Annotated in this window: 13 protein-coding genes and 1 pseudogene; all 14 read left to right on the forward strand. The window is 40.8% G+C overall.

The annotated features are described in order from the left end of the window. The coding region (locus O71_RS18045) for a hypothetical protein (RefSeq protein ID WP_007659769.1) at positions 1–834 on the forward strand (834 nt) is incomplete at its 5' end. Between the two features lie 115 nt (positions 835–949). Continuing rightward, a complete protein-coding gene (locus O71_RS18050) occupies positions 950–2,209 on the forward strand; it encodes a polysaccharide pyruvyl transferase family protein (protein WP_007659772.1) in 1,260 nt (419 codons plus the stop codon). Then, entirely contained in the window at positions 2,199–3,329 is a 1,131-nt protein-coding gene (locus O71_RS18055) for a glycosyltransferase family 4 protein (protein ID WP_007659774.1), read from the forward strand. The genes O71_RS18050 and O71_RS18055 overlap by 11 nt, the downstream gene beginning before the upstream one ends. Before the next feature lies 1 nt (position 3,330). Continuing rightward, complete coding sequence (locus O71_RS18060) at positions 3,331–4,416, forward strand: glycosyltransferase (RefSeq protein ID WP_007659776.1); 1,086 nt, start codon at positions 3,331–3,333, stop codon at positions 4,414–4,416. 42 nt (positions 4,417–4,458) lie between these two features. Continuing rightward, positions 4,459–4,776 carry a hypothetical protein gene (locus O71_RS24735; protein ID WP_202800240.1) on the forward strand — a complete coding sequence of 106 codons (318 nt, stop codon included), beginning with the start codon at positions 4,459–4,461 and terminating at the stop codon, positions 4,774–4,776. Then, complete coding sequence (locus tag O71_RS18065; protein ID WP_202800241.1) at positions 4,766–6,259, forward strand: ABC transporter ATP-binding protein; 1,494 nt, start codon at positions 4,766–4,768, stop codon at positions 6,257–6,259. The genes O71_RS24735 and O71_RS18065 overlap by 11 nt, the downstream gene beginning before the upstream one ends. Positions 6,260–6,271: 12 nt before the next feature. After that, positions 6,272–7,465, forward strand: a complete 1,194-nt coding sequence (locus tag O71_RS18070; RefSeq protein WP_237717897.1) for a glycosyltransferase — start codon at positions 6,272–6,274, stop codon at positions 7,463–7,465. 123 nt (positions 7,466–7,588) lie between these two features. Further along, positions 7,589–8,530, forward strand: coding sequence for a GNAT family N-acetyltransferase (locus tag O71_RS22060; protein ID WP_007659780.1), 942 nt, complete (start codon positions 7,589–7,591; stop codon positions 8,528–8,530). A 316-nt stretch (positions 8,531–8,846) separates the two neighbouring features. Further along, positions 8,847–9,773 (forward strand): hypothetical protein, encoded by a 927-nt coding sequence (locus O71_RS18080; protein ID WP_007659781.1) that lies wholly within the window; start codon positions 8,847–8,849, stop codon positions 9,771–9,773. A 105-nt stretch (positions 9,774–9,878) separates the two neighbouring features. Continuing rightward, positions 9,879–10,862 carry a polysaccharide deacetylase family protein gene (locus tag O71_RS18085; RefSeq protein WP_007659782.1) on the forward strand — a complete coding sequence of 328 codons (984 nt, stop codon included), beginning with the start codon at positions 9,879–9,881 and terminating at the stop codon, positions 10,860–10,862. Positions 10,863–10,898: 36 nt separating this feature from the next. Beyond that, positions 10,899–12,068: a glycosyltransferase family 4 protein gene (locus tag O71_RS18090; protein ID WP_007659783.1), complete on the forward strand. Its 1,170-nt coding sequence runs from the start codon at positions 10,899–10,901 to the stop codon at positions 12,066–12,068. Continuing rightward, complete coding sequence (locus O71_RS18095) at positions 12,055–12,711, forward strand: sugar transferase (RefSeq protein WP_007659784.1); 657 nt, start codon at positions 12,055–12,057, stop codon at positions 12,709–12,711. The genes O71_RS18090 and O71_RS18095 overlap by 14 nt, the downstream gene beginning before the upstream one ends. 357 nt (positions 12,712–13,068) lie before the next feature. Then, a complete protein-coding gene (locus O71_RS18100; protein ID WP_007659785.1) occupies positions 13,069–13,674 on the forward strand; it encodes an acetyltransferase in 606 nt (201 codons plus the stop codon). 29 nt (positions 13,675–13,703) lie between these two features. Continuing rightward, positions 13,704–14,803, forward strand: a pseudogene (locus O71_RS18105) (DegT/DnrJ/EryC1/StrS family aminotransferase). The last annotated feature ends 354 nt before the right edge of the window (positions 14,804–15,157 follow it).

Here is a 15,157-nt window from a genome sequence, read left to right on the forward strand (position 1 = left end):
AAAACAACTATAATTAATAATAGCTTTATTCCACACATTTATACATATATAGAGGAATTTGAACATGGTAATCCAGCTTTAACAAATAAAAAAGAGGAATTTTTAGGTAAAGGTGATTTATCAAGGTTAACACTAGATTATGTGAATAGAGTTAGTCTAAGTAACAGTCAGTCGGTTCCTCATTATATGAAAAGACAGTTTAATAAACGCTCGTCACCATGGAAAAGAATTATCAATAGTAAAATACAACGACTGAAAAATTTAAAATCCATATTAAGGGGAGTAAAAAATAATTATTTAAAAGTTAAATTAAAGGAAGAGTATATAAGATCAACTTCGGGGCCTAATCTTGAAGAAGACTATATTTTTGTAGCATTGCATTTCCAGCCAGAGAGAACTACTATGCCTCAAGGAGGAATATTTGCTCAACAGTGGCTTATTATAGACATGCTTTCGAAAACTATTCCAAGTGGATGGAAAATTTATGTAAAAGAACATCCTTCGATGTTCATGATTGGACCTGAACCAGTTAGGAGGCATGAGCTTTATAAAATTCTCAAGAAATACAGCAATGTTAAATTAATTGATTTAGATGTTGATTCCTTCACATTAATAAAGTCTTCTAAGGCTGTAGCTACAGTAACAGGAACTATAGGATTCGAATCTTTGATTCATGGAGTACCAGTCTTAGCTTTTGGATTTCCTTCATATATGGGGCTAAAAGGTGTTTTCAAAATTTCAAATTTGAAAGAATTGTATTTCTGCAGTCGATCAAATTGCAAAAGGTATAACATTAGAAAGAGAAGATTTAATAAGCGATTTAAAGCAACTTGAAAATGCACCAAACTCTTACGTGTACCAAGGAGATCAAGATGTTCGTCAATACACTATTAGCGGACAGCCGCAAGCTGATGTGTTAAAACTAGTTTTAAATGATTATTTGTAGAGTATGAAGTATAATTTTATTATAACTAAACTTAAGACTACCAATGTCGGTAATCAGGCATTAACACAAGAACTGATTGATATGTTTATAGAGCAAAACCCGTATGAGAACTTCATATTTGAAGGTAGACCAATGGGTTTAGATGGCTATACTATTGATAGATTAGAAAATAATCAGGAGCCTATACATTTATTTGAGAAGTGGGCAAGGAACATAGCAAATAGTACAGTACGTGATTTGTCAGCTTTTACTTTAAACCAAGAAAAGCCTACAGTAAGTTTAGTGAATTTTTCTGCCGAAGATGCTGCTTTGGAGAGTTTGAAAGCAAAATATCTAAGGCCAGTTAAACGGTATTTAAGCAGATACATCGTTTATAACTCTGTGTATAAAAATAGATTGGCAAAGATTAAAGGCGCTAAAACATTAATCTATAGCGGAGCAGGAGAAGTAGGTGATAACAATGTGTTTTTGAGACAGTTACTAGAGATAAGGGTAGCACAACTCTTGGGTCTCAAAACAGCAATTGTAAACCAATCAGTAGTGCTTAAAACCAAATTGTTTCATCAACTTACGGGCCACGTATATGGCAAACTTGATCAACTTGTAGTTAGAGGGCAAATATCAAAAAATAATTTAATTAGTTATGGTGTTGACGGTTCCAAAATAAAATTAGCTCCGGATACAGCATTTAAGACCAAAGAACCAAAGGCAGATAGAGCAAAGGTACTTGCGAACACATTTAATATTAATGAAAAAACAGTAGGTATCAACATTACAAATTGGTTTAAAACAGACTTCGTTAAGCTTGAAAAAGCTATAAATTTAATCAAGGCAAAAGGGTTTAGACTAATCTTTATTACTAATGAACCATTTGAAGACCGTAATCTGGGCAAAATTTTCGAAGAAAAATTTGATATTCCATTTATAACTGAAAAGTTGCACTATCAAGATTATGCAGCACTGCTTTCTAATCTTGATATGCTAATTAGTGCAAGATTACATACCAATGTTTTAGCACTAACAGCCAAGACAAAGGTGATACCCATAGAAGGGAATGTATTTAAAACTACAGAGTTACTCCAACTTGCTCAGTATCCTATCACTGTAATTGATTCTACTATTGAAGGATGGGAGGATAAATTATTTTTGGAATTAAGCAAAGTTTTTGATGAAGAATATGACTTTAAGAGTTATTTCGAAAACGTATTTCCCAAAATACAGGGAAATGTACTTACAAATTCAAACTGGTTAAATGTGCAGTAGTCCCAAAAAAGTATTATTTGTAATAGATACGCTGGAAATAGGTGGTACAGAGCAAAGCTTACTCGAAAACACTTCCAGATTTAGTAGCCTTATTCCGATAATCTGTCACCTGTACCAAGGAGAAACTTTAAAAGAAAATTTTATAAAAAAGGGTATTAAGGTTTATTCGATTGGTATTAACTCAAAATTTGGATTTTTTCAAGCTTTTAGAAGACTTTCTGGGATAGTAGAAAACGAGAATCCACATTTAATAGTTGGCTACTTAACAAGGTCAGAGTTAATTGCTAGAGCGGTAGCAAAGCGATATTCAATACCTGTAGTTGGTACATTCGTTAGTGACCTATATTCTGCTAAATATAATGAGAAATTAAAATGGAGTTCTAAGCTAAAAGTTAAAGGGTTTAAATATCTTAATAAGTTTAGTACAAGCATTTGCTGTGGATTTATAGCCAACTCACAAGGAATAAAAGATGCTAATTCTGAAGCATTAGGGGTCTCAAAAGAGAGAATTGAAGTAATATACAGAGGTAGATCAAAAGATAAGTTCAAATTCAAAGAAAGGACTACTATTGATAGGGCTATGATTAAATTCTTAAATATTGGCAGATTGTTTCCTGTAAAAGGACAGAGAGAGCTAATATTAGCCTTTAAAGAATTTAACTCAATTGTTAAAAACTCATCTCTAGACATTATTGGAGATGGTCCGATCAAATCAGAGCTTAAAGAGCTTATAAAGCAAAATGAATTAGACAATAAAGTTCGTCTATTAGGTGCTAGATATGATATTCCTGAATTGATTCAGGAATATGACTGCTTTATATTTCCATCGCATAGTGAAGGCTTTAGCGGTTCTGTAATTGAGGCAATGTTTTCTGGCCTCCCTGTACTCGCAAGTGATATTGGTCCAAATAAAGAAGCGATTCAACATCTAGTGACAGGATATCTTTTTGAGAGAGGTTCTGAAAATGCAATATTGGAGGCTATGTTTTGGTATAATGAAAATAAAGCATTAGCGCAAGCATATGCTAGTCTTGCTAAGAAGCAAGCCGAGCTGAAATTCGAATTAACAAATATCGCCGCAGATTTTGAAAATTATCTAACGCAAAAGATTAATTTATAAATTGAAAATACTTCAAATTATACAAAGACCGCAACTTAGGGGAGCTGAAGTTTTTACATGTCAATTATCAACTCATCTTATTGACCAAGGAATCGAGGTTGTAATTGTTTTTCTATTTGCAGGAAAAGGAAAAATACCATTTAATGGTAAGATTATAAATGCCAACGCAAATGAGAGGAACAAGCTTTTTGATTATTCTGGTTGGAAGAAGCTTAGTCAAATTATAAAAGAAGAGGCTCCATCCATAGTACAAGCCAACGCTGCTGATACACTTAAATATGCAGTTCTATCCAAGTTAATTTTTAAATGGGATCAGCCAGTTATATTTAGAAATGCAAGTATTGTTAGTCTTTATTTAAGATCTGTACTACAAAAGAGCTATAATAGCTTTCTCTACAAGCACGTAAGTAAAGTAATTTCTGTAAGCGAGCAGTCAAGACAGGACATTATTAAATTGTTTCCGCATTTAGTCGACAAATCGTTAACAATACCCATAGGGGTAGAGGAGGTAGCTACCTCTGAAATAAATCCATTTATTGGTTTTGAAAACAAAACTAATATAGTTCATGTAGGAGGCTTTACATTTGAAAAGAATCACAAAGGGCTTCTAAGGATTTTCAGTAAGGCAGCTAAAGACAATCCAAACTTACATCTATGGATGATAGGGGACGGACCTTTAAAAAAGGAAATTGAAGAAATTGTAAGTGAGATGCAAATTCGTGATCAGGTTCACCTAGTTGGATTTGTAGGTAATGCACAAGATTATATTTCATTTGCGGAGTGCTTAGTTTTGCCAAGTATAATAGAAGGGTTACCAGCTGTAATTATTGAAGCAATGGCCTTAAGAACACCTGTTGTAGCTTATAATGTAGGTGGAATTAAAGAAATATTGTCAAATGATAAAACAGGGTGGCTGATAGAGAAAGATGATGAAGAGTCATTTAGCGTTATGATTAATGAAGCATTAAAGTCTAATCCAGCCAGAAAACAAATTATTGATCGGGCCTTCGAAGAGGTCCAGTTAAATTACTTAAACTCAAAAATAGCAGCTAAATTCCAGTCAGTTTATAAAAGTTATGTAAGCTAAATATACGCTTGCAATTTTTTTCGAACCATAGCCTAGGGCATAATGAAATTTAATTTTCAAAAAAATATATTAGGGTATTTTCAATTTTACTATAGTGTAGTAGGCTACAGAATCATTTTGTACATGATTCTAAGTGTGCTGGTGAGCTTTATGGATGGGCTTGGGCTGGCGATGTTTATGCCACTTCTACAATCGGTCAGTGACGGAGACGTTAATGCAGGCAAAGAATCTTTAGGATATCTTCATTTTATAACATCTTTTGTAACAAACCTAGGTTTTGACCTCTCTTTAACAGTAGTATTATTCTTATTAATAACTCTTTTTCTTTTCAAAGGGCTATTTAAAATTTGTGCAGGTTAACTATCAAGTAAAAATTCGCCACTTATTTGTCAGTAGAGTTAGAAACCATCTTGTGGATAATTTACAACAGCTAACATATGAGGGTTTTCTGAAATTGGATGCCGGCAGAATACAGAACTCACTACTAGGTGAAGTTCAGAGGCTATTTCAATCTATGTCAGCATTTTTAAATTCCACACAAACATCAGTGATGCTAATTACTTATGTTTTTTTAGCTTTTCTTGCTAACTATCAGTTCGCATTTTTTGTAGCAATTGGAGCAGGATTATCAAATCTGATATATAGATCCATTTATAGAGAGACTAAAAGTGCTTCTGTAGATCTTTCAAAAAAGGGAGATAATTTCAATGGGTATCTAGTTCAAGCTGTTCAAAACTTTAAGTATTTAAAGGCAACAAACAACTTTTCAGTATACTCGAAGAAATTAAAGGCTGTCATAGCAGAGACGGAGGATTTAAATAAAAGAATTGGGTTTTTGAATTCAATAACTTTAAGTGTAAAGGAGCCAATAATAATTATTATCGTAGCAGTAGTTATCTTGCTTCAAATCAAAATAATGGGCTCTAATCTAAGTTCCATTCTGTTGAGTTTACTGTTATTCTATAGAGCATTAAGTTTCTTGATGGTAGTCCAAAATTGGTGGCAAACATTCATACAAAATGTGGGGGGGATTCATGCAACTTCAAGCATTTCGAATGAGATGGCTCAATGGAAAGAACAGACTAGTCATCAGGACTTTGATTCTAAAAGAACAGACATAAAAGTTAAGGGAGCCTTTTTCTCATATGGAAGGAAACGAGTTTTAGATGATGTTAATATAGTTATTCCAAATAAATCTACAGTTGCTTTTATAGGTGAAAGCGGTTCCGGGAAAACTACGTTAGCAAATTTACTTTGCGGCTTAATAAAACTCGATGAAGGTGGGGTATTTATTAATGATATTAACTTAGAGGAATATAATATTGCTTCCTATAGGAGCCGAATTGGTTATATCTCGCAAGAACCTGTTATTTTCAACGATAATATTTATAATAATATTACCTTTTGGGCACCTAGAAATATTGAAAATTTAAATAAGTTTTGGAGGGCTGTAGAATTAGCATCATTAAAGGAATTTATTAATGATAGCCCTGAGCAGGAATTAACTGAGGTTGGTGACAATGGAATGCTTATTTCAGGAGGCCAAAAACAAAGAATTTCTATAGCCAGGGAGCTATATAAAGACGCAGAATTATTGATTTTGGATGAAGCAACTTCAGCTCTTGATTCAGAAACTGAAAGTTTAATAAAAGAGAATATCGATAAGTTGCATGGACAGTATACCATTGTTATTATTGCTCATCGTCTGGCAACAATTAAAGAGGCAGATTTGATTTATCTTTTGGATAAAGGCAAAGTTATTGGATCTGGTACTTTTGCAGATATGTTAACTACTTCATCGAAATTCAGGAAAATGGTTTCTTTACAAGAAGTTTCAGTTTAAAATATAAAGGTATTGGCCTCAAAAATAAAAGTACTTCACTTAATTAAATCCTTAGGACGAGGCGGTGCAGAAATGTTATTGCCTGAAACTTTGAAGGTGCATAATCGGAAGGAATTCGATTTCCATTTTGCTTATTTCCTGCCTTGGAAAAACCAGATGGTTATTGCCATTGAAGCTTTAAATGCTAAGGCTGTCTGCTTCGAGGCGAATAACAATCTGCAGATGTTTCATCGGGTAGGAGAGATCAGCCGCTATGTGCAGGAACATCAGATTGACGTTATCCATAGCCACCTTCCTTGGGCTGGGATAATTGCCCGGCTGGTGGGGAAAAGGACAGGAATACCAATAGTTTATACAGAGCATAATAAGTGGGAGCGTTATAATAAGATCACTTATTGGCTGAATAAACTCAGCTTTGGCTGGCAGAACGCCGCAGTGGCAGTATCGGATGACGTACAGCAATCTATTCGGAAAAATGCCAATGCCAATTTCCAGAAGCTTGTGCTACCTGCTGTGCAGAAACCCAGAATTAATGGGAAATCACATCAACCATACCTGCTCAACATCTTGAATGGTGTAAATACAGCACACTTTGTGCGGGATAAGCAAGCGGGCCTACAGATACGTCAGGAATTAGATATACCGGCTAATGCTCCTGTAATCGGCACCGTATCTGTATTTCGTTTTCAAAAACGCTTGGATGTGTGGATAGAGATTGCTGCTGATATCCTGAAAAGAGTGCCCGAGGCACATTTCATAATTGTCGGTGACGGTCCGCTAAAGGAAGAACTGCTGGCTAAAAGAAAGTCCTTCGGTATAGAAGATCGTCTGCACATGCCCGGACTCAAAAGCAATGTAAAGCCCTACTTCAGCGCCATTGACATTTACATGATGTCCTCCATCTTCGAAGGGTTACCCATCGCCTTACTGGAAGCTATGAGCTGTGGTTGTGCTGTAATTAGTACGAGAGCAGGTGGTGTAGGAGAAGTGGTTGAGGAAGGTAAAAGCGGCTTGCTTTGCGAAGTGGATAACTATATGAAGCTGGCTGATTATGGCGTGCAGCTACTGCAAAACCTGGAGCAGAGCAAAGCCCTCGCAGCTGGTGCCCGTCAACGGGTGCAGACCGACTTCAGCATAAATAAAATGGCAAAGCAGCTGGAAGAGTTGTATTTGTTTTTGAAAGAGGAGAGGGAGAACTCTAAATAACACACCCCTGCCCCTCTCAAGCGGGGAACCTCATGCAAGATTATTTATTTCCTTTAACAGGTATCTGAAGAAAAAATCCCCGCTTGAGAGGGGCAGGGGTGTGTTTACAACTGATAAGAAACCATGCAAATAAGAAAAGGAACGAAAGCAGATATACCAGCTATTGTAGAATTACTGAAATCTTCTTTAGGAGAAGGGCTGATCCAGAAGTCCGAGGGGCTGTGGAACTGGAAGCATGTGGAGAATCCCCATGGGGCATCGCCAGTGCTCGTTGCTGAGGCTGACGGGCAGGTAGTAGGTGTGCGAGCATTTCTACGTTGGCAATGGCAGTACAAAGGACAGGTGCTGCAGGCAATACGGGCAGTCGATACAGCTACACATCCTGATTTTCAGGGAAAGGGCATTTTCAAGAAGTTGACGCTACAGGGGCTGGAAGATGCTAAAAGGCAGGGGATACACTTGGTCTATAATACTCCTAACGAGAGCAGCAAACCAGGATATCTAAAAATGGGTTGGATAGAAATGGGGCGTATGACCTTAAAGTTAAAGGTTAATCCACTTGTCTATAAACAGCATACTTTACCGGCATTGCCTGAGCAGGACTGGAATAAATTATCAGATCTTCTGCCCAAGCTTTCAAATCCTATAGCAAAGGCAGATCAGGTACAGACGCTTTTAAGTCCGGATTACGTAAAATGGCGTTACCAAGATAATCCTTTATTTGATTACTACTTCCTATCTGATTATCAGTCTTACGTGTTATTCTGCCGCTTTAAGCCATATGGCTTCGGCCAAGAAATGCGAGTAGTTGATTTGTTGATAAATGAGGAGAGTTTTGATAGAAACGCTAAAAAGAGATTATCAAATTCCTTCCAGCAAATTAGCAAGAGTTGTTTTCTGACTTCTGCCTCTGGGAGGCACTTTAAGTTAGTAGATAGTGTTTATCCTAGCATGGGTTTCATACCTGTGGTTGATAAGGGACCTATTGTGACATTGCGGAATGTTAATTTGCAAGAGGAGGCATTTACTGAATTAAGCAGACAGGAAAGTTGGGGCTATACCTAGGGGATATGGAGTTATTTTAGAATGTTTGGAGCTGTTTTACTTATCTTACTGCTTTTTTTACTAAGCCAATCTTTAGTTTCCTTTCTAAGAAAGCAACATCCTTTTTTAAATGTGAGGCTATTAAATGCTCTGTATTGGTGGCATATTCTGTTTGCGTTAATATATTATTTGTATGCCTCCTTTAATCCTTCTGATTCAAAGGCATATTTCAATCGTCCAAAAATCACTGAAAAGTCATGGTTAGATATTTATGAAACAGGGACAAGATTTATAGATTTTTTGGCTTATCCTTTCGTGAATATACTAAGCTTTAGCTATGAGATGGCTATGGTTCTTTTTGCTTGGCTTGGATATATTGGGTTTTTTATACTTTTACATTTTCCTGAAGGAAAATGTAAAAGTGGTGCTAAAATATAAAGGCTATGATTTGTTAATGTTGCTACTTTTCTTGCCTAATATGCATTTTTGGACATCCTCTTTAGGAAAAGGCGCACTTATTTTTTTAGGTATAGCAATGTTTACTTATGCTTTAGCTGCTCCTCAAAAACGATGGGTCACATTAACTATTGGAGCATTAATAGTTTATCATATTCGTCCTCATATGTTTTTGTTCTTAGGCGTTGGTGCAGTAGCAGGTTATATTACAGGTAGTGAAAGAGTACCTTTGTATCAGAAAATACTAATTTATGTAGTATTCATTGGTGGCCTTGGAGTTATGTACGATAGCATTCTCGCTTTTGCAAATCTGAATGAAGATGATGTAATCGGAAGCTTTCAAGATTTTTCACACCTCCAGGCTGGACGTCTTAGCAGTGCAGGTTCAGGTTTGGATATAACTAGCTACCCTCTTCCTTTGAAGCTTTTTACCTTTTGGTTTCGACCTTTGTTTTTTGACGCACCTGGTGCTCTAGGATTGTATATATCATTTGAAAACCTTTTTTACTTACTTCTAACATGGAAACTTATAGATAGAGATTTCATACCATTTATCATAAAGTCTTCTTCATTAGTGAAAATGAGCTTAGTGACTTTTATATCTTCTTCCATAGCACTTTCGATGGTAATGTCAAATCTTGGAATAGTTATTAGACAGAAGAGTATGGTGATGTATTTTCTTTTTTTTGTAATACTGTCATTTATGGAATATAAGAAAAAGAAGAAAATCTCTTTATTTCAGTTGAAGAAGAAAAAGATGGAGGAGCAGGAGCGGTTAAGTGGGTATACTACTGCGGCTGTATCATAATACTATAACCCACCCCTGCCCCTCCGAGGAGGGGAATTTCACATGAAAGAATCCCCTCTTGGGAGGGCAGGGGTGGGTTAAGTGCATTATCCCCAAAAAATTAGAATGATCAAAGATATACCTGTCTTCACCATCTCCCTGGACTTTGAACTGTATTGGGGGATATTTGATAAAGTACCTTTAGCAGATCGGAAGCAATACTTTGCAAATACGCTTAGAGTAATACCGGAAATGCTCTCGCTTTTCGAAAGCCAGCAGATACAGGTGACCTGGGCTACGGTGGGTATGCTCTTTGCTAAAGATTGGAGTGACTGGACTAACGCTGTACCTGCACTCCGGCCTTCGTATCATGACAACCAACTCTCTGCTTACCGGCTAAAGGAGGAGTTTGGCCGTGATGGCAGCCTAAAAGATTTCTTTTTTGCGCCGGAGTTGGTGCAGCAGATTCATCAGACGCCTTACCAGGAGATGGCTACCCATACCTTTGCGCACTACTACTGCCAGGAAGCTGGACAAACAGTGGAGCAGTTTCGGGAAGACTTGCGGGCTGCGCAAAGTATAGCGAAGCGGCAGGGGGCGAAGTTGGAATCACTTGTCTTCCCGCGTAACCAGTTTAACAAGCAATACTTGCGTGTCTGCCGCGAAGAGGGCATAAATGCAGTCCGTTCTAACCCCAGTGACTGGTTCTGGAAGCAAACAGTAGAAGATAAACTTTCGAAGCGGATCTTCCGGACAGGTGATGCTTATCTGCCCCTTGGCAAGCGAACATCTTACCCACTTTCTTCGCTTAAAATAGAAGATGCGCTACCGTTATCTATACCTGCCAGTCGTTTCTTAAGACCGGTTGATGGTAAGAGAGACATCCTGAACAAACTGCGTCTAAACCGCATCTTGTCCGAAATGACTGTATCTGCCAAACGCAAAGAATGCTATCACCTCTGGTGGCATCCCCACAATTTCGGTAGCCACCCTGTACGCAGTATGGCTGATCTGAAGATTATCATCGATCATTATAAAAAGCTAGAGCAGCAATATGGGATGCAAAGCATGAGTATGCGGAGTATTTATGAGTATGTAACCGGGAGGTAATTTCTTACCTTTGCACCCGAAAACAAATATAACCCAATGCCACCCGTACTTATCCGCATCACCACGGTACCACTCTCCCTCCAGAAACTGATCACAGGTCAGTTACCCTATATGCGCTCCAAAGGCTTTGAGCCTGTTATGGTGTCAGCGGCTGGACCGGAATCGGAGGCGGTGGTGCAGGAACAGGCTACACCCCTGATTGAGATCGTGATGACCCGCAAGATTACCCCGGTACAGGATATAAAGGCGCTTTGGCAATTTTACCGTCTCTGCAAAAAGCACAAACCAGCGATTGTGCATTCGCATACACCTAAAGCAGGTATTATCGGAATGCTTGGTGCTAAACTGGCTGGCGTGCCGGTGCGCCTGCATACCGTAGCTGGTCTGCCACTAATGGAAACAAATGGCAAAACCCGACAGGTGCTGGAGGCTGTAGAGAAACTCACTTACGCTTGCGCCACTAAGGTATACCCAAATTCGACTGTGCTGAAAGACTATATTCTGCAAAGCAGATTTTGCGGACCGGATAAAGTGAAAGTGATTGGCAACGGGAGCAGCAATGGCATTAATACAGCCTTCTTTCATAGGAGCCAACTGGATGCTGCTAAACTAGAAGAGTTGAAAGCGCAGCTGGGTATAAAGCCAGATGACTTTGTGTTTGTATTTATCGGTCGTTTAGTAAAAGACAAGGGCATCCAGGAACTTGTCACTGCCTTTAAAAAACTGCAGGGAGAACATCAGCAGGTGAAGCTTTTGCTGGTTGGGCCTTTCGAGCAGGATCTTGACCCGATCGATGATAGCATCCTGCAGGAGATCGAAAATAACCCGGCCATTCTTTCCGTGGGTTTTCAGCATGATGTGCGGCCATACCTGGCCATCAGCCAGGCATTAGCTTTCCCTTCTTACCGCGAGGGTTTTCCCAATGTGCCTATGCAGGCCGGTTGCTTTGATTTGCCAAGCATTGTGACAGATATTAACGGTTGCAACGAGATTATCCAACATAGTGAAAACGGTTTAATCGTGCCGCCCAAGTCGATGGAGGAACTCTATACCGCCATGCTGACTTTTATAAACGATAAAGAAAGCTTTGCCTATATGCAGTCCCAGGCACGACGTATGATTGTGGAGCGCTACGAGCAGACACACTTCTGGGAGCTATTGTTACAGGAATACCAAGACCATTTAAAGCAACATGCAGCTGTATAACCGATATTTTAAACGACTGATCGATCTTGTGCTGAGTTTGACGGCCTTTATCGTGCTGCTTCCGGTCTTCCTGGTTGTAACGATCTTACTGGCTATTGCCAATGATGGCAAGCCCTTCTTCCTGCAGCCCCGTCCGGGCAAGGACGGACGCATCTTCCGGGTGATTAAGTACAAGACCATGAACGACCGTCGGGACGAGCAGGGCGAGCCCTTGCCGGATGCCGACCGCCTGACGCCAATTGGTGCTTTTGTGCGCAAAACCTCCCTCGACGAGATACCGCAATTGCTCAATGTCATAAAAGGAGATATGTCACTGATCGGCCCGCGCCCTTTATTAGTGGAATACTTGCCGCTTTACAACGAAGTGCAGCGCCGCCGCCACGAAGCACGCCCCGGCATCACCGGCTGGGCTCAGGTAAACGGTCGCAACGCCATCAGCTGGGAAGAGAAATTCCGTTATGATGTATGGTATGTGGATAACATCTCTTTTATGTTAGATGTGAAGATCATCTTCATGACCATCGGAAAAGTGTTTAAGTCGGAGGGGATCAGTGCGGAGGGTTCTGTGACGATGGAGCGGTTTAGGGGAACACCCCTCCCCAACCCTCCCCTAAGAACAGGGGAGGGAGTTGCCCGAAAGTAACTGTCATCCCCCTACCCCCTTCAAAGGGGGACTTTAGCTACTACTTCTCTGTCTGTCATCCAGAAAGGATCTTGGTTGCGGAGAGAATGGCTGTAACTATAATACACCCCTAGCCCCTCTCTTTGTAGAAGGCCGCTACCCCAGAGTGAATACTCGTGCAGTAAAGTCCCCCTTTGAAGGGGGTAGGGGGATGATATTCGTGCACAAGAATCCTGTAAATCCTTTAATCCTGTAAATCCTTGGGGTAGGGGCCCTATGTATAGATTCAGACAATTACCTTTCCAGATTTCTCATTACTTTCGAAATGAGAAACTGAGAATTCTTACCTTTGCACCTTCACTACAAACAGAAAAACTCATGTATCTCTACGGCGCGAGCGGACATGCGAAAGTGATCATCGACATCCTGCGAGATATGGGTATACCTGTTTTGGGAGCATTCGATATGAATCCGGCCCTAAAAGAAGTCGGCGGCATACCTGTACTAGGAGCTGAAATAGAAGAGGAGCTGGAGCAGCCGGTGATCATTAGCATTGGGGACAACTCCATACGCCGCCGCGTTGCTGAAAAGCTAGAGGTAGCCTTCGGCAAAGCCATTCACTCCACCGCAATCATTTCAACATCTGCCACCATTGCCGAAGGCACAGTGGTGATGCAGGGTGCCATTATCCAGGCCGACGCTACCATTGGCAAACATGCCATCATCAACACGGGTGCCAGTATTGACCATGACTGTCAGATCGGCGACTATGCCCACATCTCACCGGGGGCAGTGCTCAGCGGAAATGTACAGGTAGGAGAGGGCACGCATATTGGTGCCGGTGCCGTGGTGATCCCGAATCTGAAAATAGGCAAGTGGTGCAAAATAGGTGCGGGTGCTGTGGTGATACGCGATATACCTGATGGCGTCACTGCCGTGGGCAATCCGGCCCGAATCATAAAAGAACATCAGACAAACATATGAATTCAAAGATCTGGCTCTCTTCCCCGCACATGGGAACAAACGAGTTTAAAAACATCAAAGAGGCTTTTGATACGAACTGGATCGCGCCGCTTGGTCCGCATGTAGACGGCTTTGAGCGTGACCTGGCCGACTTCCTGGGCGAAGGCGTGCATGTGGCAGCCCTGAGCTCCGGTACAGCGGCACTGCACCTGGCGCTGATCATGCTGGGCGTGCAGGCGGGAGACGAGGTGATCTGCCAAAGCATGACCTTCTCGGCTTCAGCCAACCCGATCGCTTACCAGGGAGCTACGCCAGTGTTTGTAGATAGCGAGGACCGCACCTGGAACATGTCGCCGGACCTGCTGGAAACTGCCATCGAAGATCGCATTCGCCTGGGTAAAAAGCCAAAGGCGATCATCGTGGTGCACCTCTATGGTATGCCTGCTGAGATGGACCGCGTTATGGCCATTGCTGACCGCTTCGCTATACCTGTGGTGGAAGATGCTGCTGAGGCCTTGGTTCTACTTACAAAGGCCGCAAATTGGGTACCTTCGGGGCGATGAGTATTTTGTCCTTCAACGGCAACAAGATCATCACGACTTCTGGTGGTGGTGCGCTGGTTTCAAACAATGAAGCTTACATCAAGCAGGCCCGTTTCCTGGCCACGCAGGCCCGCGATGTGGCTCCGCACTACCAGCACTCACACATTGGCTATAACTACCGCATGAGCAATATCTGTGCTGCTATCGGGCGTGGACAAATGGACGTGCTGTTGGAGCGTGTGCAGCAGCGTCGTGCTAACTATACCTTCTATCAGGAGAACCTGGCTGCTATTCCTGCCATTCAGTTTGCGGAGGAGCCGAGTGGAGAATTCTATTCTAACCGCTGGCTTAGCACCGTGCTGGTGGATGATAGCCAGGGCGTGAGCAGGGAGGATATCCGGCTGGCGCTGGAACGGGAGAATATTGAGACACGCCCGCTCTGGAAGCCGATGCACCTGCAGCCTGTGTTTGCCAATGCGCCTTATTACGGCGACGGCACCAGCGAGCGTCTGTTCGACAAGGGGCTCTGCCTGCCTTCCGGATCCAACATGACTGACGAAGAAAGGGAGCGCGTACTTCAGGCTATCAAAGCCTGCTTTGCTAAATAGCCGCGACATTTAGAAAATAAAACAAAATCCACCTGCACCCCGATACCATTCGAAAAGCGCAGGTGGATTTTTTACGTATATGCTATTAGCTGTGCTACTTGAGGAACAGCAAGTTAAAAGCTGAACTTTTCAGATTTTTTGTGTAATTTTGGACGGCATCTATGTCTTTTTTATTGTGAAAGATATAAGTATGCTGGTGAAGTGTCGTTATGAACTAGTTAATGTGTAAACCGTTGAGTGAGTCCTAACGTAAGCTGGAAATTTGACTGGATAAAACAGGTATTAATTTAAATTAAAACGAAGACCAGCCTAACGCCGTAATCTAAGCTCTTCTCTACCCTGAGACTACCAGTA

This window comes from Pontibacter sp. BAB1700 (genome assembly GCF_000277005.1).
In the GTDB taxonomy this organism is placed as follows: domain Bacteria; phylum Bacteroidota; class Bacteroidia; order Cytophagales; family Hymenobacteraceae; genus Pontibacter; species Pontibacter lucknowensis.